The organism is Kitasatospora purpeofusca (genome assembly GCF_000718025.1).
In the GTDB taxonomy this organism is placed as follows: Bacteria; Actinomycetota; Actinomycetes; order Streptomycetales; family Streptomycetaceae; genus Kitasatospora; species Kitasatospora purpeofusca.
Map to the genome: position 1 here is coordinate 22,843 of NZ_JODS01000020.1, position 20,999 is coordinate 43,841.

Annotated in this window: 17 protein-coding genes; 13 read left to right on the forward strand and 4 right to left on the reverse strand. The window is 71.5% G+C overall.

The genetic code is table 11. The features are described from left to right. Positions 1–194: 194 nt before the first annotated feature. A complete protein-coding gene (locus IF01_RS0125610) occupies positions 195–773 on the forward strand; it encodes an SRPBCC family protein (RefSeq protein WP_030395894.1) in 579 nt (192 codons plus the stop codon). Here IF01_RS0125610 and IF01_RS0125615 read toward each other — a convergent pair. After that, complete coding sequence (locus IF01_RS0125615; protein ID WP_078880315.1) at positions 749–1,840, reverse strand: glycoside hydrolase family 18 protein; 1,092 nt, start codon at positions 1,838–1,840, stop codon at positions 749–751. The genes IF01_RS0125610 and IF01_RS0125615 overlap by 25 nt on opposite strands. A 154-nt stretch (positions 1,841–1,994) precedes the next feature. On the opposite strand from IF01_RS0125615, the gene metH reads away from it, so the two are divergent. From metH to IF01_RS0125630, 3 genes are all read left to right on the forward strand, one after another. Further along, positions 1,995–5,504, forward strand: coding sequence for a methionine synthase (gene metH / locus IF01_RS0125620; RefSeq protein WP_030395896.1), 3,510 nt, complete (start codon positions 1,995–1,997; stop codon positions 5,502–5,504). Between the two features lie 141 nt (positions 5,505–5,645). After that, positions 5,646–6,353 (forward strand): HAD family hydrolase, encoded by a 708-nt coding sequence (locus tag IF01_RS0125625; RefSeq protein WP_030395897.1) that lies wholly within the window; start codon positions 5,646–5,648, stop codon positions 6,351–6,353. Between the two features lie 286 nt (positions 6,354–6,639). Next, a complete protein-coding gene (locus tag IF01_RS0125630; protein ID WP_030395898.1) occupies positions 6,640–8,247 on the forward strand; it encodes an ABC transporter substrate-binding protein in 1,608 nt (535 codons plus the stop codon). Between the two features lie 94 nt (positions 8,248–8,341). On the opposite strand, the gene IF01_RS0125635 is transcribed toward IF01_RS0125630, so the two are convergent. Beyond that, positions 8,342–9,013: a response regulator gene (locus IF01_RS0125635; protein ID WP_030299918.1), complete on the reverse strand. Its 672-nt coding sequence runs from the start codon at positions 9,011–9,013 to the stop codon at positions 8,342–8,344. Continuing rightward, positions 9,014–9,922, reverse strand: coding sequence for a RecB family exonuclease (locus IF01_RS0125640; RefSeq protein WP_030395899.1), 909 nt, complete (start codon positions 9,920–9,922; stop codon positions 9,014–9,016). Between the two features lie 182 nt (positions 9,923–10,104). On the opposite strand from IF01_RS0125640, the gene IF01_RS42285 reads away from it, so the two are divergent. From IF01_RS42285 to IF01_RS42290, 3 genes are all read left to right on the forward strand, one after another. Continuing rightward, positions 10,105–11,325 (forward strand): site-2 protease family protein, encoded by a 1,221-nt coding sequence (locus IF01_RS42285; RefSeq protein ID WP_037781155.1) that lies wholly within the window; start codon positions 10,105–10,107, stop codon positions 11,323–11,325. Between the two features lie 115 nt (positions 11,326–11,440). Continuing rightward, on the forward strand, positions 11,441–12,400 hold the full coding sequence (locus IF01_RS0125650; protein ID WP_030395901.1) for a tRNA (adenine-N1)-methyltransferase: 960 nt from the start codon (positions 11,441–11,443) through the stop codon (positions 12,398–12,400). A gap of 130 nt (positions 12,401–12,530) precedes the next feature. After that, positions 12,531–13,136: a hypothetical protein gene (locus IF01_RS42290; RefSeq protein WP_051756198.1), complete on the forward strand. Its 606-nt coding sequence runs from the start codon at positions 12,531–12,533 to the stop codon at positions 13,134–13,136. Between the two features lie 44 nt (positions 13,137–13,180). Here the strand turns inward: IF01_RS42290 and IF01_RS0125660 are convergent, their stop codons facing one another. Further along, complete coding sequence (locus tag IF01_RS0125660; RefSeq protein ID WP_369826229.1) at positions 13,181–13,477, reverse strand: ferredoxin; 297 nt, start codon at positions 13,475–13,477, stop codon at positions 13,181–13,183. A gap of 290 nt (positions 13,478–13,767) precedes the next feature. Between IF01_RS0125660 and arc the strand changes: the two genes are divergently transcribed. The 6 genes from arc to pafA all read left to right on the forward strand — a co-directional run bounded on the left by arc (position 13,768) and on the right by pafA (position 20,963). Beyond that, positions 13,768–15,534: a proteasome ATPase gene (arc, locus tag IF01_RS0125665; RefSeq protein ID WP_030395904.1), complete on the forward strand. Its 1,767-nt coding sequence runs from the start codon at positions 13,768–13,770 to the stop codon at positions 15,532–15,534. 217 nt (positions 15,535–15,751) lie between these two features. Continuing rightward, entirely contained in the window at positions 15,752–17,263 is a 1,512-nt protein-coding gene (dop, locus tag IF01_RS0125670; protein WP_030395905.1) for a depupylase/deamidase Dop, read from the forward strand. A 174-nt stretch (positions 17,264–17,437) separates the two neighbouring features. Beyond that, positions 17,438–17,656 carry a ubiquitin-like protein Pup gene (locus IF01_RS0125675; RefSeq protein WP_030299936.1) on the forward strand — a complete coding sequence of 73 codons (219 nt, stop codon included), beginning with the start codon at positions 17,438–17,440 and terminating at the stop codon, positions 17,654–17,656. A gap of 184 nt (positions 17,657–17,840) precedes the next feature. Beyond that, positions 17,841–18,680, forward strand: a complete 840-nt coding sequence (prcB, locus tag IF01_RS0125680) for a proteasome subunit beta (protein WP_030395906.1) — start codon at positions 17,841–17,843, stop codon at positions 18,678–18,680. Positions 18,681–18,711: 31 nt separating this feature from the next. Then, entirely contained in the window at positions 18,712–19,479 is a 768-nt protein-coding gene (prcA, locus tag IF01_RS0125685) for a proteasome subunit alpha (protein WP_030395907.1), read from the forward strand. A 122-nt stretch (positions 19,480–19,601) separates the two neighbouring features. Further along, a complete protein-coding gene (gene pafA, locus IF01_RS0125690) occupies positions 19,602–20,963 on the forward strand; it encodes a Pup--protein ligase (protein ID WP_030395908.1) in 1,362 nt (453 codons plus the stop codon). Positions 20,964–20,999: the final 36 nt, after the last annotated feature.

Consider the following 20,999-nt stretch of genomic DNA (forward strand, 5'->3'; position numbering starts at 1 on the left):
ACCTGCCCAGCCTACGGGCTTTGAAGCACCGTTCCGCCGGGCCACCGGGACAGTCTGGGCGAGGGGACGGCCACGATCCAGCGGTTATCCCGGCGGACCTCCGGGGAGCGCCCCGGGTCCGGCCGCGCCCGGGCGGCGGGACGGCGCGATGATGGGTGGTGGGGCCGGGCGCGCAGGGTGTGAGGAGTCGGCGGATGAGCGGATGGCGGTGGACGGCGGCCGGGGCGGCCGGGGCGACCGCGGTGGTGGCGGCGGGGGTCACGGCCGGGCTGGCGGCGGTGCTGGCCGCGGGCCGGCGGCTGCCGGTGGAACACGTCAGCGAGGGCGGGCTCGAACTGGACCGGCCGCCCGACGAGGTCTGGGACGTGCTGACCGCCGTCGACCTCTACCCGGCCTGGCGCCCGGGGCTGGCGCACGTCGAGCGGCTGCCCGCCACCGCCGCGGGCCACCCCCGCTGGCGCGAGTACGGCAAGCACGGCCACACCACCTACGAGGTCGTGGAGAGCGCCGCCCCGCACCGCCTGGTGACCGGCATCGCCGACCCGGACCTGCCCTACGGCGGCACCTGGACGTACGTGCTGACGCCGGCGGGCCGGGGCTGCACGCTCACCGTCACCGAGCACGGCGAGGTGTACCAGCCGCTGTACCGGGCCGTCTCCCACTACCTGACCGGCGAGGGCGCCACCGTCCACCGCTACCTGAGCGCGCTCGCCCACCGGATGGCCGCGCCGGAGGCCCCCGCGGAGCCTCAGCGGACCCAGTCGCGCCGGTAGTCGGCCCAGTTCTGCTCGGTGGCGGCGAAGTCCACGTACAGGCCGACGCCGAAGTTCGGCCGCTGCGGGTCCTGCCGGCCCAGGCCCAGCCGGATGCCCCGGATCCCGGCGGTCACCGTCTCGGCGCGGCCCCAGTGGCCCCACTTGTCCTCCCAGTAGAACGGCAGCCCCATCAGCAGGTCGGTCCCCGGCGGGGTGGCCTCCAGGGCGAGTTCGGTCTGGTAGGCGTTGTAGGCGCCGTAGAACCCCTCGGTCGGCATGCTGGAGTCGTAGGTCATCACCGCGATCTGGTCGACCCGGCGGGCGGTGGCGGTGAAGTACTCCTGGTCCCACCACTTGCCGTGGTCGGTGAGCGCGATGGCGATCGTGTGCTGGTAGGGCAGCGGGTCGAGCTGCGGCGCGGCGACGGAGAGTTTCGCGCCACGCCCGGCGGTGACCGGGCGGACCTGGTCGAGCAGGGCGAGCCAGCCGGCGGAGCCGGGCCGGATCGGCTCCATGTCGAAGTGGACGCCGTCGAAGCCGAGGTCCAGGACCTGGCGGGCGGAGGCGGTGACCCGGTCGCGGGTGGCGGCGTCCTCCAGGTCCAGGGCGTCCTTCTCGGGCTTCACCTCGTCGCCGAGCCAGCTCTGCACCCGGATCCCGGGCAGCGCCCGGTGCGCGGCCTCGGTGAACCAGCGCGCCCGGGGGTGCACGGCGGGCGGCAGCGAGCCGTCGTGCTCCAGCGGACCGGTGTGCACATAGAGGTCGCGGACGCCGGTGCCGGCCAGCCGCTCGGCGAGGGCGGCGACGTCCGCGTCACTCTTCCGGCCGTCCACCCACGCGTGGCCGAGCCAGAGTGCGTCACGGCCGCGGCTGCGGGCCTCGGGGGAGGGGTCGCCGACGTACTGCAGGCGCAGCGCGAGCGCCGCCGAGCCGACCGGGACCAGCACCACCGCAAGCGCCGTCAGCGCCACCACCAGGGCCTTGCGCCATCGGGACCAGCCGCGCCAGCGGGTCCTGAGCGCCCGGGCCCGGGCGGCCGCGGCGCTCCCGGTCCGCCGGGCGCCGTCTCGTACCACTGTCCGCATGCTGGTCACCCGGTCGTTCCCCCCTGTTCGGCCGAGCGTTCAGGATACGGAATAGGTGGCCTTCTCCCGGCGCGGGCCGGATACCCTGGCCACGTGCGTCCCCGATTCAGCGGGTTCGCAAAGCCGACAGCCGTCGCACCCAGGGAGAAGCCCCATGGCCATTGCCGCCAGCCCGTCCGTCACCCCGCAGAGCCGCGCGAACGCGCTGCGTGAGGCATTGGCCACCCGGGTGGTGGTCGCCGACGGAGCGATGGGCACCATGCTCCAGGCGCAGGACCCGACGCTGGAGGACTTCCAGAACCTGGAGGGCTGCAACGAGGTCCTCAACCTGACCAGGCCCGACATCGTCCGCTCCGTCCACGACGCCTACTTCGCGGTGGGCGTGGACTGCGTGGAGACCAACACCTTCGGCGCGAACTTCTCCGCGCTCGGCGAGTACGAGATCGCCGACCGGATCTTCGAGCTGTCCGAGGCCGGTGCCCGGCTGGCCCGCGAGGCCGCCGACGCGCACGCCGCCGAGGACGGCCGGACCCGCTGGGTGCTCGGCTCGATCGGCCCCGGCACCAAGCTGCCGACCCTGGGCCACGCCCCGTACGAGGTCCTGCGCGAGGGCTTCCGGGAGAACGCGGCCGGTCTGATCGCCGGCGGCGCGGACGCCCTGCTGGTGGAGACCAGCCAGGACCTGCTGCAGACCAAGGCCGCGATCCTGGGCTCCAAGCAGGCCCTGGCGGACGCGGGCCTGGACCTGCCGGTGCTGGTCCAGGTGACGGTGGAGACCACCGGCACCATGCTGCTCGGCTCGGAGATCGGCGCCGCGCTGACCGCGCTGGAGCCGCTCGGCGTCGACTACATCGGCCTGAACTGCGCCACCGGCCCGGCCGAGATGAGCGAGCACCTGCGCTACCTGGCGAAGAACGCCCGGATCGGCCTGTCCTGCATGCCCAACGCGGGCCTGCCGGTGCTGGGCAAGGACGGCGCGCACTACCCGCTGAGCCCCTCCGAGCTGGCCGACGCGCACGACGTGTTCACCCGCGACTACGGGCTCTCGCTGGTCGGCGGCTGCTGCGGCACCACCCCCGAGCACCTGCGCCAGGTGGTCGAGCGGGTGCAGGGCCGCCCGGTCGCCCCGCGCGAGCCGCGCCCCGAGCCGGCCGCCTCCTCGCTGTACCAGTCGGTGCCGTTCCGCCAGGACACCTCGTACCTGGCGATCGGCGAGCGCACCAACGCCAACGGCTCGAAGAAGTTCCGCGAGTCGATGCTGGCCGGCGACTGGCAGGCCTGTGTGGAGATCGCCCGGGACCAGATCAGGGACGGCTCCCACCTGCTGGACCTCTGCGTGGACTACGTCGGCCGCGACGGCGTCGCCGACATGAAGGAGATCGCCGGCCGGCTGGCCACCGCCTCCACCCTGCCGATCGTGCTGGACTCCACCGAGCCGGAGGTGCTGCGGGCCGGCCTGGAGTCGCTCGGCGGGCGCGCCGTGCTGAACTCGGTGAACTACGAGGACGGCGACGGCCCGGACACCCGCTTCGGCCGGATCGCCTCGCTGGCCCGCGAGCACGGCGCGGGCCTGATCGCCCTGACCATCGACGAGGACGGCCAGGCCCGCACGGCCGCCAAGAAGGTCGAGATCGCCGAGCGGCTGATCGCCCAGCTGACCGGGGAGTACGGCGTCGACGAGGGCTCGATCCTGGTCGACTGCCTGGCGTTCACCCTGGGCACCGGGCAGGAGGAGTCGCGCCGGGACGGCATCGAGACCATCGAGGCGATCCGCGAGCTCAAGCGCCGCCACCCGGACGTGCAGACCACCCTCGGCCTGTCCAACATCTCCTTCGGCCTCAGCCCGGCCGCCCGGATGGTGATCAACTCGGTCTTCCTGAACGAGTGCGTCGACGCCGGCCTGGACTCGGCGATCGTGCACGCCTCCAAGATCCTGCCGATGGCGCGGATCCCCGAGGAGCAGCGCGAGGTCGCGCTCGACCTGGTGTACGACCGCCGCAGCGAGGGCTACGACCCGCTGCAGAAGCTGCTGCAGCTGTTCGAGGGCGTCTCCTCGTCCTCGGTCCGGGCCTCCAAGGCGGAGGAGCTGGCCGCGCTGCCGCTGGAGGAGCGGCTCCAGCGGCGGATCATCGACGGCGAGCGGAACGGCCTGGAGGCCGACCTCGACGAGGCGCTGACGGAGCGCCCGGCGCTGGAGATCGTCAACAGCACCCTGCTGGCGGGCATGAAGGTGGTCGGCGAGCTGTTCGGCTCCGGCCAGATGCAGCTGCCGTTCGTGCTCCAGTCGGCCGAGGTGATGAAGACCGCGGTGGCCCACCTGGAGCCGCACATGGAGAAGTCCGACGATGAGGGCAAGGGCACCATCGTGCTGGCCACCGTCAAGGGCGACGTCCACGACATCGGCAAGAACCTGGTCGACATCATCCTGTCCAACAACGGCTACACCGTGGTCAACCTGGGCATCAAGCAGCCGGTCTCGGCGATCCTGGACGCCGCCCAGGAGCACCGGGCGGACGTCATCGGGATGTCCGGACTGCTGGTCAAGTCCACCGTGATCATGAAGGAGAACCTGGAGGAGCTGAACCAGCGCAAGCTGGCGGCCGACTACCCGGTGATTCTCGGCGGCGCCGCGCTGACCCGCGCCTACGTCGAGCAGGACCTGCACGAGATCTACGAGGGCGAGGTCCGCTACGCCCGGGACGCCTTCGAGGGCCTGCGGCTGATGGACGCGCTGATCGCGGTCAAGCGCGGTGTGCCCGGCGCGACCCTGCCGGAGCTCAAGCAGCGCCGGCACGCCCGGGTCGAGGTCGAGGAGCCGGAGGAGGTCAACCTCGGCCAGATCCGCTCCGACGTCGCGGTCGACAACCGGGTGCCGGAGCCGCCGTTCTGGGGCGACCGGATCGTCAAGGGCGTGCCCTTCGCCGACTACTCCTCCTGGCTGGACGAGGACGCGCTGTTCAAGGGGCAGTGGGGCCTCAAGGCGGCCCGAAACGGCGAGGGCCCCTCGTACGAGGAGCTGGTGGAGACCGAGGGCCGGCCGCGGCTGCGGATGTGGCTGGACCGGCTGCAGACCGAGGGCTGGCTGGAGGCGGCGGTCGTCTACGGCTTCTACCCGGCGAACTCCAAGGGCGACGACCTTGTCGTCTTCCACGAGGACGGCAGCGAGCGGACCCGCTTCACCTTCCCGCGCCAGCGGCGCGGGCGCCGGCTCTGCCTGGCCGACTTCTTCCGTCCGGAGGAGTCCGGGGTCCGCGACGTGCTCGGCCTCCAGGTGGTCACCATGGGCAACCGGATCTCCGAGGCGGCCAACGAGCTGTTCGCCGACAACTCCTACCGGGACTACCTGGAGCTGCACGGCCTGTCCGTCCAGCTGGCCGAGGCGCTGGCCGAGTTCTGGCACGCCCGGGTCCGCTACGAGCTGGGCTTCGGCGACGAGGACCCGCAGGACGTCAAGGACATGTTCGCGCTCAAGTACCGCGGCGCCCGGTTCTCGCTCGGCTACGGGGCCTGCCCGGAGCTGGAGGACCGCGCCAAGATCGCCGACCTGCTGAAGCCCGAGCGGATCGGCGTGGTGCTCTCCGAGGAGTTCCAGCTGCACCCCGAGCAGTCCACCGACGCGATCGTGATCCACCACCCGGAGGCCAAGTACTTCAACGCCCGGTAATGCCCACGCTGCGCAGCGTTCGCTTCATTCGGGGTCCCCGGGCGTATCCTTGATGATCCTGAACGGGCCGGTCCGCTCAAAAGCGGGCCGGCCTGTGCCATCCCCGGGTCCGATCCGGGCACGGACGGAAGGATCCCGCCAATGACCACCATCTCCACCGCCACCCCGACCCTCGGCCGCGGCGACGACGACCGGGGCCTGCAGGCGGTGCTGCTGGACATGGACGGGACGCTGGTCGACACCGAGGACTTCTGGTGGCAGGCGGAGGCCTCGCTCTTCGCCGAGCTGGGCCACGAGCTGACCGCCGAGGACCGCGCCCAGGTGGTCGGCGGCCCGATGACCCGGGTCATCGACCACCTGCTGGCCAGCACCGGGGTGGACCTCTCGCCGGCCGAGCTGACCGTGCTCATCAACCGGCGCTTCGTCGACCTGCTGGACGGCGGGGTGCCGCTGATGCCGGGCGCCGAGCGGCTGCTCAACACGCTCGCCGCGCACGGGATCCCGGCCGCCCTGGTGTCCGCCTCGCACCGGCACATCATCGACATCGTGCTCCGCTCGCTCGGCGCCGAGCACTTCGCCTTCTCGGTCGCCGGCGACGAGGTGGCCCGCACCAAGCCGCACCCGGACCCGTACCTGGAGGCGGCCCGCCGGCTCGGCGCCGAGCCGGCCCGCTGCGTGGTGGTGGAGGACGCGCCGACCGGGGTGCGCGCCGCCGAGGCGGCCGGCTGCCCGGTGATCGCCGTCCCCTCGGTGGCGCCGATCGAGCCCGCGCCGGGGCGCCTGGTGCTGTCCTCGCTGGAGCAGGTCGATCTGGAGCTGCTGCGCTCCCTGGTCGCCTCGCGAGTGTGATTGTCGTCTCATTGCGGACCGTCGGTACCGACCGGTAAGCGGACGGATCCGGCCGGGCCGGGAGACTGCCCGGGGAGAAAACGGGCATTGCCTGACAACTCGTAGGAGAGGCCAGTCCAGCGCACCCGCCCGTGTCCCAACTGTCACCTGTGCGGGTATCGGGGGTGTGTGTTCGATATGGCACGCTACTCCAGTTCGTTCCACCCCCCCGAGCCCAGGCACCGCCGCTGACGGGCACCCCCGTCGTGCCCGCGGTCGCAGCCCCGCACCCAGAAGGACGCGACCCGTGAAGACTTCCGCTGAACGACTGGCCGTCCTCGGCTGCGCCGGAATCGTGGCCGTTTCGGTGGCCGGCTGCGGCTCGGTGACCGACGCCGTCAAGGGCGAGGGCGACAAGGCGATCACCCTGGGCACCACCGCGACGACCACCGCCCTGGACCCGGCCGTCGCCTACGACGCCGGCTCCTGGCTGCTGCTGCGCAACACCTTCCAGTCGCTGCTGAGCTACCCGGCCGCGTCCAGCGCCCCCACCCCGGACGCCGCCCAGTCCTGCGAGTTCACCGCCGGCGACGCCACCCAGTACCACTGCACGCTCAAGAGCGGGCTGAAGTTCTCCAACGGGCACGCGCTGACCTCCGCGGACGTCGTCCACTCGATCCAGCGGACCCTGAAGATCAACGACGCCAACGGCCCGGCCGGCCTGCTGTCGTCGATCAAGACGGTCGAGGCGGTCAACGACACCGAGGTGCTCTTCCACCTCGCCCAGCCCGACGCCACCCTCCCGGCCAAGCTGGCCGGCCCGGCCGGCGCCATCGTCGACCAGGAGGTCTTCCCGGCCGACAAGGCGCTGTCGAACGACAAGCTGGTCGGCTCCGGCCCGTACAAGATCGACTCGATCGAGGCGACCCCCAAGAGCGGCCCGGCCAAGGTCGTGCTCCTGCCCAACGACAAGTACACGGGCGACGCCAAGCTGCGGAACAAGAAGTTCGTGCTGCGCTACTTCGACAAGCCGACCGACCTCAAGGCCGCGATCGACAACGGCGAGGTCGACCTGGCCGACAACAGCCTGGAGCCGAACACCGCCGCGCAGATCCTCTCCGACCAGCAGGGCGGCAAGACCGATCTGCGCGTCGTCGAGGGCGACAGCAACGACACCCGCTACCTGGTGTTCAACACCAAGGACGCCACCGCCGGCAACGTCGCCGTCCGCCAGGCCGCCGCCCAGCTGGTCGACCGCAAGGCCCTGGCCCGCGACGTCTTCGCGCGCACCGTCCAGCCGCTGTACTCGATGGTCCCGGCCGGCGTCACCGGCCACAACACGGCCTTCTTCGACCGCTACGGCGACCAGGACCCCGCCAAGGCCAAGGCCATCCTCGCCGCCGCCAAGGTGGCCACCCCGGTCAAGCTCAACCTCACCTGGTCGCGCTCGCGGGCCGAGGCCGTCGAGGCCGAGACCCTCAAGAAGCAGCTGGAGGCCGGCGGCCTGTTCCAGGTCACCGTTCAGCAGGAGCCCGACTGGGACGCCTTCAAGAAGGGCTGGAACGAGAGCAAGTACCAGATGTACCTGATCGGCTGGTTCGCGGACTACCCGGACCCGGACAACTACGTCGCGCCGCTGATCGTCGACGGCGGTGCCTACCACCACGGCTGGGACGACCAGCGGATCAGCCAGAAGCTGGTGCCCGACACCCTCAAGCAGACCGACCGGGCCACCGCCAGCAGCCTCTACGGCCAGATCCAGGGCATCGTGGCCGAGAACGCCCCGCTCATCCCGCTGTTCCAGAACAAGGCGTTCTACACCTCCCGGTCCAACATCACCGGCGTGGAGTCGACCGTCGACACCACCGGCTTCTTCCGCTTCTGGGAGATCGGCCGGGTCGGCAAGGGCAAGTGACCCCCGGGGCCGGCGCCCCGAGCACGACGGAGCGGCCCGTCCGCTCCCACCCCGGACCGGGGCGGGAGCGGACGGGCCGCTCCGTCGTCCGCGGCTACAGCGCGCCCGGACGTACCAGGCCGCTCTCGTACGCGTACACCGCCGCCTGCACCCGGTCGCGCAGCTGCAGCTTCGTCAGCACATGGCCGACATGCGTCTTGACCGTCGTCTCGCTGACGAACAGCTCCGCCGCGATCTCCGCGTTCGACAGCCCGCGCGCCACCAGCTTCAGCACCTCCAGCTCCCGCTCGGTCAGCGCGTTCAGCGCCTGCGGCGGCGCCTCCTCGCCCGAGGGCAGCTTGGTGGCGTACATGTCCAGCAGCCGCCGGGTGATCGACGGCGCCAGCATCGCCGCGCCGTCCGCCACCACCCGGATCGCCTGCACCAGCTCCTCGGCCGGCACGTCCTTCAGCAGGAAGCCGCTCGCACCCGCGCGCAGCGCCTCCACCACGTACTCGTCCAGGTCGAAGGTGGTCAGCACCAGCACCTTGGCCGGGCCGTCCCGCCCCGGACCGGCGATCCGGCGGGTCGCCTCCACCCCGTCCATCCGCGGCATCCGGATGTCCATCAGCACCACATCGGGCTGCAGCGCCCGCACCTGGTCCAGCGCCTGCTGGCCGTCGCCGGCCTCACCGACCACCACCAGGTCGGACTCGGCCTCCAGGATCATCCGGAAACCGGTGCGCAGCAGCGGCTGGTCGTCGACCAGCAGCACTCGGATCGTCACCTAGGACTCCTTGCTCGTCTGATCCCCGGTGGGATCGTCCTCGTCGGGCGTACGCGCCAGCGGCAGCGGGTACGGCGGGGGCGTGCCGCCGAACTCCGGACAGCTGGCCCGGTGGTCGCACCAGTCGCAGAGCCGGTTGCGGGTCGCCGGGAAGTCGCCGGTCGCCACCGCCAGGCCGATCCGCTCCCACAGCGCCAGCAGCTTGCGCTCCACGGCCAGCAGGTCCGCCTCGTCCGGGTCGTAGCTGACCACGTCCCCGCCGCCGCCCAGGTAGACCAGCTGCAGCCGCCGGGGGAGCACGCCCTTCCAGCGCCAGACCACCAGCGCGTAGAACTTCATCTGGAACATCGCCTTGCCCTCGAAGTCCCTCGAGGGAGCCCGGCCGGTCTTGTAGTCCACCAACCGGACCTCGCCGGTCGGCGCGACATCGACCCGGTCGATGTAGCCGCGCAGCAGCAGCCCCGACTCCAGGGCCGTCTCCACGTAGAGCTCGCGCTCCACCGGGTGCAGCCGGGTCGGGTCCTCCAGCCGGAACCACTGGGCGACCAGCTTCTCCGCGTCCCCCAGCCAGCGCGTCAGCGCCGCGCCGTCCGGGTCCTCCGGGAACAGCCCGGCCAGCTCCGGGCGCTCGCCCAGCAGCCGCTCCCACTGCGGGCGCAGCAGCCCCAGCGCCCGCTCCGGCGTACGGTCCGCCGCCGGCGAGTCGAACAGCCGCTCCAGCACCGCGTGCACCAGGGTGCCCCGGGTCGCCGCCGGACTCGGCGGCTCCGGCAGCCGGTCGATCACCCGCAGCCGGTACAACAGCGGGCAGGTCAGGAAGTCGCCCGCGCGCGACGGGGACAGCCCGGTCGGGGCCGCCGCCGCCCGCGCCGGGGCCACAACGGCGCTGCTGGTCTCGGTCTGCTGCATACCCCAGACCCTATTGCCCTGCGCTGTCATCCCGCTGCCACGGTGCTGCCGCAAGCGGCCCGCGGGTGGGTATGAAGGCAGTGGGAGGACGAGGGGCGCGCGCCGGACGACCGCCCCGATCACGTAGCGTGGGCGCACCGGCGCGCGGCGCGTGCTGTTGGCAGACGGACGAAGGGAACACGGTGAGCGACTCCAGTGGCCGGCGGACCTCCGACCAGCCACCGCACGACAGCGGCACCCGACCCGGGACCCCGCCGCCCGAGGACCCGGAGCCCCGCGGCGGCATCCTGATGGGCCGCCCCTTCGGCGTACCGATCTACGTCACCCCGTCCTGGTTCGTCATCGCCGCCCTCATCACCTGGGTCTTCGGCGGCCAGCTCGACCGGGTCCTGCCCGAGCTCGGTGCCGCCCGCTACCTCCTCGCCTTCTTCTTCGCCGTCGCCTTCTACGGCTCGGTGCTGATCCACGAACTCGCCCACACCCTGGTCGCCCTGCGCTACAAGCTCGGCGTGCGCCGCATCCAGCTGCAGTTCTTCGGCGGCGTCTCCGAGATCGAGAACGAGGCCGAACGCCCCTGGCGCGAGTTCTGGCTGGCCTTCGTCGGCCCGCTGCTCTCGCTCGTCCTCGGCGGCGTGTTCTACCTCGCCCTCCAGGCCGTCGAGCTGTCCACCGTCCCCGGCGTCCTGCTCACCGGCCTGATGGTCTCCAACCTCGTCGTCGCCGCCTTCAACCTGCTGCCCGGCCTGCCGCTCGACGGCGGCCGGATGCTGCGCGCCGTCGTCTGGGCGGTCACCGGCCGGCCGATGACCGGCACCGTCGCCGCCGCCTGGGCCGGCCGGGCGCTCGCCGTCGCCGTCCTGATCGGCCTGCCCCTGGTCAGCTCCGCCCGCGAACTCGACCGCAGCCGCACCGACACCCTGGTCGACGCCGTCCTCGCCGCCGTCCTCGCCGCCATCATCTGGAACGGCGCCACCGGCGCCCTGCGCAACGCCCGGCTCAAGGAGGTCCTGCCCGGCCTGCGGCTGCGCGACCTCGCCCGCCGGGCCGTCGAGGTCACCGCCGACACCCCGCTCGGCGAGGCCATGCGGCGCGCCCACGAGGCCCGGGCCGGCGCCGTCGTCGTCGTCGACGGGCGCGGCGAGCCGATCGCCCTCGTCCGCGAGTCCGCCGTGCGCGCCGTCCCCGAGCACCGCCGCCCCTGGGTCGCCGTCGGCCCGCTCGCCCGCGACCTCGAACCCGGGCTGCGGCTCCCCGCCGACCTCGCCGGGGAGGACCTGCTGCGCGCCGTCCGGGCCACCCCCGCCGGGGAGTACCTGGTGGTCGAGGCGGACGGACGGGTGTTCGGCGTCGCCACGCTCACCGACATCGAACAGCGGCTGACCGCCGCCGTCACCGGCCGCTGAGGCGGCCGCCCGGCAGGGCCGGGACGACCGTCCGGCGAGGTCGCGGCGGTCACCCGGCGGGGCCCGGACGATCACCTGGTCGGGCGGACGGCCCGCTTCCCTTAGGATTGTCCGCATGTCCGAACCGACCGGTGCCACCCGCCGACGCGGGCCCTTCCAGGTCGGGGACCAGGTCCAGCTGACCGACCCCAAGGGCCGCCACTACACGTTCACGCTCCAGGCCGGGAACCAGTTCCACACCCACAAGGGTGCGTTCCCCCACGACGAGCTGATCGGCGCCCCCGAGGGCACGGTCGTGCGCACCACGGGGAACGTCCCGTACCTCGCGCTGCGCCCCCTGCTCCCCGACTACGTCCTGTCCATGCCGCGCGGCGCCGCCGTGATCTACCCCAAGGACGCGGGGCAGATCCTGGCGATGGCCGACATCTTCCCGGGCGCCCGCGTGGTCGAGGCCGGCGTCGGCTCCGGCGCGCTGTCCACGTACCTGCTGCGCGCCGTCGGGGACACCGGCCTGCTCGCCTCGTACGAGCGCCGCCAGGACTTCGCCGACATCGCGCAGTCCAACGTCGAGCGCTACTTCGGCGGCCCCCACCCGGCGTGGAAGCTCACCGTCGGCGACCTCCAGGACAACCTGGTCGAGAGCGACGTCGACCGCGTCATCCTGGACATGCTCGCCCCCTGGGAGTGCCTGGACGTCGCCTCCAAGGCACTCGTCCCCGGCGGCCTCATCTGCTGCTACGTGGCCACCACCACGCAGATGTCCCGGACCGTCGAGGCGCTGCGCGAGCACGGCACCTACACCGAGCCGCAGGCCTGGGAAACCATGGTCCGCACCTGGCACCTGGAGGGCCTGGCCGTCCGCCCGGACCACCGGATGATCGGCCACACCGGCTTCCTGCTCACCGCCCGGCGCCTCGCCGACGGCGTCGAGCCGCCGCTGCGCCGCCGCCGCCCGGCCAAGGGCGCCTACGGCGAGGAGTACGACAACGGGGCCCCCGAGCCCACCCTGCAGGAGCGCGCGGCCGCCCGGGCCGCCGCCCGCACCGAGAACGCCGACCAGGTCGACCTCGGCTGAGACACCCTCCGGAGGGGTGGTACGGCATCGCCGTACCACCCCTCCCGCGTTCCCGCACACCCGTGACACCTCGCGGCCGCCCCGGTGTGGGACGATGCTCGCTCACACAGACCACTGGAGGGGACGCCTGGTGGAGACCGCGGTCGGGACGACGGCTGGACAGCGGACCGCGACGGGCCGCACCGGCCCCGGTCGGGGGCGCACCACCCCCTGGCACTGGGGCGTCGCGGTGGGCGGCTGCGCCGCCGTGGTGGCGGCCGCGCTGGCGGCCGGCCCCGCCGGCGGCACCACCGGGCCCGCCCGGCCCACCCCCAGGGCCCTGCCCGCGGCCGCCGCGCCCGACCCGGCCCGGGCCGAACTCCCGCTCGACTGCGGGCCGTTCCCGGTGACCATAGCCGTCAGCTTCGCCGCCGACCTCGGCGACGGCCGGCCCGGCACCGTCGCCGCCGCGCACTGCGCGGCCGGGAACGGCACCCCGCCCGACGGCGTCTTCCTGCTCGGCCCCGGCCCCGGCGGCCGGCCCGCCGTCCTCGCCACGCTGCTCTCGGAGCGCGAGAACCTGATCGTCAGCCGGCTCGCGCTGCGTTCGGACGGCGCCATCACCGGCCACGCGCAGGGGTATTCGAGCGACGAGGTGCCGCGCTTCGCCCCCGACATCTCGCTCGACCTCACCTGGACGCACAAGGGCGGCGCCTGGGACCGCTCCCAGACCGCCGCCCCACTGGCCCTCACCTAGGCTCCGAGCCGTGCGCCCGCGCCCGCTGGGCGCCGGGCCCGCGCCTACTCGGCGTCGGGTCCGAAGACCTCGACCCGGTCGTTGACCCGGCGCACGTGGATGCAGTCGCCGGGGCAGTCCTTCACCGAGTCCACCACGTCCTGAAGCAGCGTCAGCGGCACTCGCACCGTCTCGCCCGGCTGCTGGCGCAGTTCGTCGTCCTCGCCCTTCACGTAGGCGAGGCCGTCGATGTCCAGCTCGAAGACCTCCGGCGCGTACTGCGCGCAGATGCCGTCGCCGGTGCACAGGTCCTGGTCGATCCAGACTTCCAGCGGCTCCGCCGCCTCCGTCGTCCCGTTCACCGACATGTTTCGTCCGCCGTTTCTGTCCCGGGACGCCCCGTCCTGGGGCATTCCCGCCATTCGTACAACGATCGGACCTCGGGCGTCGGTCGCGATCGGATATCGACTCGATCGACGATACATCTGGTCCGCTTTGGCCCGTGCGCGGTGGGTATCCCCCTAGCAGAGGGGAAGCACGCGAGGGCGAAGATCGGACACGCCCGTTCCATCTTTCTTGATCTAGGGGTTTACGGACCCCTGGTCCCAGGTAGGGTCTGGAAGCGTCCAGCTCCCCGGAGGAGGTGAGGACCGTGGCAGCCCACGATGACGACTACAACCGCAGCACCGGCAGGCCCGCTCGTGGTTCCGACGAGGCCGCTCAGGTCTCGTACCTTGAGCAGGAAATCGCCGGACTGCGCCGCAAGCTCGCCGACTCGCCGCGCAATTCGAGAATCCTCGAAGAGCGGATCGTCGAGCTCCAGACCAACCTGGCCGGCGTGACCGCCCAGAACGAACGGCTCGCCTCCACCCTGCGCGAGGCCCGCGACCAGATCGTGGCCCTCAAGGAGGAAGTGGACCGGCTGGCACAGCCCCCGGCCGGATTCGGCGTGTTCCTCAGCTCCAACGAGGACGGCACCGCCGACATCTTCACCGGCGGCCGCAAGCTCCGCGTGAACGTCAGCCCCAACGTCGCCCTCGACGAACTGCGGCGCGGCCAGGAAGTCATGCTCAACGAGGCCCTCAACATCGTGGACGCGATGGCCTTCGAGAGCATCGGCGACCTCGTCACCCTCAAGGAGGTCCTCGAGGACGGCGAGCGGGCCCTGGTCGTCGGCCACACCGACGAGGAGCGGGTGGTGCGCCTGGCCGAACCGCTGCGCGAGATCACCCTCCGGGCGGGGGACGCCCTCCTGCTCGAACCGCGCTCCGGCTACGTCTACGAGGTCGTGCCCAAGGCCGAGGTCGAGGAGCTCGTCCTCGAAGAGGTCCCGGACATCGACTACCGCCAGATCGGCGGCCTCGCCAACCAGATCGAGCAGATCCGCGACGCGGTCGAGCTGCCCTACCTGCACGCCGACCTCTTCAAGGAGTACGAGCTGCGCCCGCCCAAGGGCGTCCTGCTCTACGGCCCGCCCGGCTGCGGCAAGACGCTGATCGCCAAGGCGGTGGCGAACTCGCTGGCCAAGAAGGTCGCCGAGGTCACCGGCCGGCCCCAGGGGAAGAGCTACTTCCTCAACATCAAGGGCCCCGAGCTGCTCAACAAGTACGTCGGCGAGACCGAGCGGCAGATCCGCCTGGTCTTCCAGCGGGCCCGCGAGAAGGCCAGCGAGGGCACCCCCGTCATCGTCTTCTTCGACGAGATGGAGTCGCTGTTCCGCACCCGCGGCTCCGGCGTCAGCTCGGACGTGGAGAACACCATCGTCCCGCAGCTGCTCGCCGAGATCGACGGCGTGGAGGGCCTGGAGAACGTCATCGTCATCGGCGCCTCGAACCGCGAGGACATGATCGACCCGGCGATCCTGCGGCCCGGCCGCCTGGACGTCAAGATCAAGATCGAGCGCCCCGACGCCGAGGCGGCCAAGGACATCTTCTCCAAGTACCTCAAGGGCTCGCTGCCCTTCCACCCGGACGACGTCAAGGAGCACGAGGGCTCGCTGGAGGCCACCGTCGCCGCCATGATCCAGTCCGTGGTGGAGCGGATGTACTCCGAGACGGAGGAGAACCGCTTCCTGGAGGTCACCTACGCCAACGGTGACAAGGAGGTCCTGTACTTCAAGGACTTCAACTCCGGGGCGATGATCCAGAACATCGTCGACCGGGCCAAGAAGATGGCCATCAAGGACTACCTCGACCACGGCCAGCGGGGCCTGCGGGTCTCCCACCTGCTCAACGCCTGCGTCGACGAGTTCAAGGAGAACGAGGACCTGCCCAACACCACCAACCCGGACGACTGGGCCCGGATCTCCGGCAAGAAGGGCGAGCGGATCGTCTTCATCCGCACCCTGGTCACCGGCAAGCAGGGCGCCGAGTCCGGCCGCTCCATCGACACTGTCGCCAACACCGGGCAGTACCTGTAACCGCTCCGGTCCGGACCTCCGGAACGCACGCACCCCGTCCGGCTGTGGCGCCTCGCGGCCCCGCAGCCGGACGGCGCGTCTCGGGGCCCGCCGGTCGGTACGGCGTTCTAGGCTCGACCCACCGTTCGCGGGCAGACGACCCGGCGTCGGTGTTGATCAGCGGTACGTCAGCGTGTGCCGTCCGTCGGGGGCGGCGCACCGGGGCAAGGAGGGCCGCATGACCGTACGGCGCGTGATGGGCATCGAGACCGAGTACGGGATCTCCGTGCCCGGGCACCCCAACGCCAACGCCATGCTCACCTCGTCCCAGATCGTCAACGCGTACGCGGCGGCGATGCACCGGGCCCGACGGGCCCGCTGGGACTTCGAGGAGGAGAATCCGCTGCGCGACGCCCGGGGCTTCGACCTCGCGCGGGACATCGCCGACGCCAGCCAGCTGACGGACGAGGACATCGGCCTCGCCAACGTCATCCTCACCAACGGCGCGCGGTTCTACGTGGACCACGCGCACCCCGAGTACAGCTCGCCCGAGGTGACCAACCCGCGCGACGCCGTGCTCTGGGACAAGGCCGGCGAACGGATCATGGCGGCAGCCGCACAGCGCGCCCTGGAACTGCCCAACGGGCAGACCATCCACCTGTACAAGAACAACACCGACAACAAGGGCGCCTCCTACGGCACCCACGAGAACTACCTGATGAAGCGGGCGACCCCGTTCGCCGACATCGTCCGCCACCTCACCCCGTTCTTCGTCTCCCGCCAGGTGGTCACCGGCGCCGGCCGGATCGGGATCGGGCAGGACGGCTCCGCGCACGGCTTCCAGATCAGCCAGCGCGCCGACTTCTTCGAGGTCGAGGTGGGGCTGGAGACCACCCTCAAGCGCCCGATCATCAACACCAGGGACGAGCCGCACGCCGACGCCGAGAAGTACCGCCGGCTGCACGTGATCATCGGGGACGCCAACCTCTCCGAGATCTCCACCTACCTCAAGCTCGGCACCACCTCCCTGGTCCTGGCCATGATCGAGGACGCCTTCATCACCTCCGACCTGGCCGTCGACCAGCCGGTGCGCACCCTGCACCGGATCTCCCACGACCCCTCGCTGAAGCACCTGGTCACGCTGCGCAGCGGTCGCCGGCTCACCGCCGTCCAGCTCCAGCTGGAGTACTTCGAGCTGGCCCGCAAGTACGTCGAGGACCGCTTCGGCACCGACGCCGACGAGCAGACCGTGGACGTGCTGGCCCGCTGGGAGGACGTGCTCGGCCGGCTGGAGCGGGACCCGATGTCGCTCTCCCGGCAACTGGACTGGATCGCCAAGCGGGAGCTCCTGGAGGGCTACCGCAACCGGGACGGCCTGGAGTGGGACAACTCGCGGCTCGCCCTGGTCGACCTCCAGTACAGCGACGTGCGGCCCGAGAAGGGCCTCTACAACCGCCTGGTGGCCCGCGGCCGGTTCGACCGGCTGGTGACCGAGGAGGAGGTCGTCAGGGCCGTCACCAAGCCGCCGGAGGACACCCGGGCGTACTTCCGGGGCCGCTGTCTCGAGCAGTACGCGGAGCACGTCGCGGCGGCCTCCTGGGACTCGGTGATCTTCGACCTGCCGGGCCGGGACTCGCTGCAGCGGGTCCCCACCCTGGAGCCGCTGCGCGGCACCCGCAACCACGTCAAGGCGCTGCTGGACCGCTGCCGCACGGCGGAGGACCTGCTGCGGGTGCTCTCGGGCGGGTAACTTTTCGATCACCACGGGTGAAGCCCGGGCAAATGGGAATCATCCGGGGTGACGGCGGGTGTTGGACAGGAAGTGCCACCGGCAAACCGGAAGCGGGTTGTCGCAGCTTGTGTATAGGGTCGATGCAGCAAGCAGCGACCAAACCGTGCCAGATGATCGAGCGGGGTGAGGTAAATGGCGAGCAAGGACACCGGCGGCGGCCAGCAGCGGGCGAACCGCTCCTCCGAGGAGGTCGAGGAGCAGGCCGCGGAAGCGCAGAATTCCGACGAGCTCAAGGAACGCCAGGAAAAGCTGAGCGACGACGTCGACGCGGTTCTGGACGAAATCGACGAGGTCCTGGAATCGAACGCCGAGGATTTCGTGCGGCAGTTCGTGCAAAAGGGCGGACAGTAACCGGACCGGAAACCGGCCGGGCGCCCGGTGGGCATTCCGGGAATTCACGGCCGCGACCGATGACGGCGGACGGGCGGCACGAGCCGCCCGTCCGCCCGGTCCCGGCCCGCGGGCCCGCTGGACAGTGATCGCCCGGCCGATAGGGTCGGGCAGTGCGCGCTTCAAGCTACCTGGAAGGAATCGTGTGGAAGCCAACACTCGTGGCACCGGGCGTCTACCGGCTGCCTTCCTCACCCCGGGGTCCTCGTCGTTCCTCGACTTCCTGGAGGCCCACCGGCCCGAGCTGATCCCCGGGCGGCAGCGCCTGCCCGAGGGCGTCGTCGAGGCCCCGCACGGGACGACGATCGTCGCCGCGGTCTTCGCCGGCGGCGTGGTGCTGGCCGGTGACCGCCGCGCGACGATGGGCAATGTGATCGCCCAGCGCGACATGGAGAAGGTCTTCCCCGCCGACGAGTACAGCGCGGTCGGCGTCGCCGGCACCGCCGGCCTCGCGATCGAGATGGTCCGGATGTTCCAGCTGGAGCTGGAGCACTACGAGAAGATCGAGGGCGCCGTCCTCTCCCTGGAGGGCAAGGCCAACCGGCTGACCGCCATGATCCGGGGCAACCTCGGCATGGCGATGCAGGGCCTGGCGGTCGTCCCGATGTTCGCGGGCTACGACACCGACCTGGGCCGCGGCCGGATCTTCACCTACGACGTCACCGGCGGCCGTTCCGAGGAGCGCGGCTTCGCCGCCACCGGTTCCGGCTCGGTCTTCGCCCGCGGCTCGATGAAGAAGCTCTACCGCGAGGACATGACGGCCCAGCAGGTGTCCACCATGGTCGTCCAGGCCCTCTACGACGCGGCCGACGACGACTCCGCGACCGGTGGCCCCGACCTCGCCCGCAAGATCTTCCCGATCGTCTCGCTGATCACCGAGGACGGCTTCCGCCGGCTCACCGAGGCGGAGGTCACCGAGATCGCCGTCTCCATCACCGACCAGCGCCTGACCCACCCCAACGGGCCCCAGGCCCCGCTGCTCTAGCCGTCAACCGAGAAGGAAGGGACGACCGCCGGTGTCGACACCGTTCTACGTCTCCCCCCAGCAGGCCATGGCGGACCGCGCGGAGTACGCCCGCAAGGGCATCGCGCGTGGTCGCAGCGTGGTCGTGCTCACCTACGCCGACGGCATCGTCTTCGTCGCCGAGAACACCTCCCGGGCGCTCCACAAGGTGTCCGAGATCTACGACCAGATCGCCTTCGCGGCGGTCGGCCGCTACAACGAGTTCGAGAACCTGCGCATCGGCGGCGTCCGCTACGCCGACCTGCGCGGCTACACCTACGACCGGGCCGACGTGACGGCCCGGGGCCTGGCCAACGTCTACGCCCAGACGCTCGGCACGATCTTCTCCTCGGTCGGCGAGAAGCCCTACGAGGTCGAGCTGATCGTGGCCGAGGTCGGCCGCAGCACCGAGGACGACCAGATCTACCGGCTCACCCCGGACGGCTCGGTCGTCGACGAGAAGAACTACGTGGTGGTCGGCGGGAACGCCGACTCGATCGGCAACTACCTCGGCCAGCGCCACCGGGCCGGGTTCTCGCTCACCGAGGCCGTCAAGGTGGCCGTGGACTCGCTCGCCCGCGACCCCAACGGCGGCAGCCCGCGCGCCCTCACCCCCGACCAGCTGGAGGTGGCGGTCCTCGACCGCGAGCGCTTCCAGCAGCGCAAGTTCAAGCGGATCCTGGGCGGTCAGCTCGCCCGGCTGCTCGACGGCGACCAGTCCGCCGAGACGGACGACGAGGAGAAGCCGGCGGCCACCCCGCCGGGCGACTCCGACCAGTAGTGCCTGCGGGGTCCCCGCGGCGGCCGGTGACGTCCGCCGCGGGGACCCCGGTGCCCCTGCGGCGGCCGCGACGGCGCCGCGGAGGCGGTTTCGGACAGCTCCCATCAGAGAATGGATGGCCCATGGACCGCCGAATTTTCGGGCTGGAGAACGAGTACGGCGTCACCTGTACGTTCCGCGGGCAGCGCAGGCTGTCCCCGGACGAGGTGGCCCGGTACCTCTTCCGCCGCGTAGTCTCCTGGGGCCGCAGCAGCAACGTGTTCCTGCGCAACGGTGCCCGCCTGTACCTCGACGTGGGCTCCCACCCCGAGTACGCCACCCCCGAGTGCGACGACGTCACCGAGCTGGTGACGCACGACAAGGCGGGCGAGCGCATCCTCGAGGGCCTCCTGGTGGACGCCGAGCGGCGGCTGCACGAGGAGGGCATCGCCGGGGACGTCTACCTGTTCAAGAACAACACCGACTCGGCCGGCAACTCCTACGGCTGCCACGAGAACTACCTGGTGGCCCGGCACGGCGAGTTCTCCCGGCTGGCGGACGTGCTGATCCCGTTCCTGGTGACCAGGCAGCTCATCTGCGGCGCCGGCAAGGTGCTGCAGACCCCGCGCGGCGCGGTCTACTGCGTCAGCCAGCGGGCCGAGCACATCTGGGAGGGCGTCAGCTCCGCGACCACCCGCTCCCGTCCGATCATCAACACCCGCGACGAGCCGCACGCCGACGCCGAGCGCTACCGCCGGCTGCACGTCATCGTGGGCGACTCCAACATGTCGGAGACCACCACCCTGCTCAAGGTGGGCTCCACCGACCTGGTGCTCCGGCTCATCGAGGCCGGCGTGGTCATGCGCGACCTCACCCTGGAGAACCCGATCCGGGCGATCCGCGAGGTCAGCCACGACCTCACCGGCACCCACCAGGTCCGGCTCGCCAACGGCCGGGAGGCCAGCGCCCTGGACATCCAGGAGGAGTACTTCACCAAGGCGCTGGAGTTCGCCGACCGCAAGGGCATCAACACTGGCACCATCGCCCGGGTCCTCGACCTGTGGGGCCGCACCCTGGAGGCCGTCCGCAGCGAACAGCTCGACGGGGTCGCCAACGAGATCGACTGGATCATGAAGTACAAGCTCATCGAGCGCTACCGCGAGAAGCACCAGATGAGCATGAGCAACCCCCGGATCGCCCAGATCGACCTCGCCTACCACGACATCCACCGCCGCCGCGGCCTGTTCTACCTGCTCCAGGCCAAGAACCAGGCGCAGCGGGTGACCACCGACCTCAAGACCTTCGAGGCCAAGTCGATCCCGCCGCAGACCACCCGGGCCCGGCTTCGCGGCGACTTCATCCGGCGGGCGCAGGAGCAGCGCCGCGACTTCACCGTCGACTGGGTGCACCTCAAGCTGAACGACCAGGCCCAGCGCACCGTGCTGTGCAAGGACCCGTTCCGCTCCGTCGACGAGCGGGTGGAGAAGCTCATCGCCGGCATGTGACGGTCGGCGCGCCGGTGCGGCGCCTGGTCGGCCCGG

Bases quoted from the DNA above. Each gene is read 5' to 3' on its own strand.
- IF01_RS0125610 (WP_030395894.1), top strand. From the start codon at position 195: ATGAGCGGATGGCGGTGGACGGCGGCCGGGGCGGCCGGGGCGACCGCG.
- IF01_RS0125615 (WP_078880315.1), bottom strand. From the start codon at position 1,840: ATGCGGACAGTGGTACGAGACGGCGCCCGGCGGACCGGGAGCGCCGCG.
- metH (WP_030395896.1), top strand. From the start codon at position 1,995: ATGGCCATTGCCGCCAGCCCGTCCGTCACCCCGCAGAGCCGCGCGAAC.
- IF01_RS0125625 (WP_030395897.1), top strand. From the start codon at position 5,646: ATGACCACCATCTCCACCGCCACCCCGACCCTCGGCCGCGGCGACGAC.
- IF01_RS0125640 (WP_030395899.1), bottom strand. From the start codon at position 9,922: ATGCAGCAGACCGAGACCAGCAGCGCCGTTGTGGCCCCGGCGCGGGCG.
- IF01_RS0125650 (WP_030395901.1), top strand. From the start codon at position 11,441: ATGTCCGAACCGACCGGTGCCACCCGCCGACGCGGGCCCTTCCAGGTC.
- dop (WP_030395905.1), top strand. From the start codon at position 15,752: ATGACCGTACGGCGCGTGATGGGCATCGAGACCGAGTACGGGATCTCC.
- IF01_RS0125675 (WP_030299936.1), top strand. From the start codon at position 17,438: ATGGCGAGCAAGGACACCGGCGGCGGCCAGCAGCGGGCGAACCGCTCC.
- pafA (WP_030395908.1), top strand. From the start codon at position 19,602: ATGGACCGCCGAATTTTCGGGCTGGAGAACGAGTACGGCGTCACCTGT.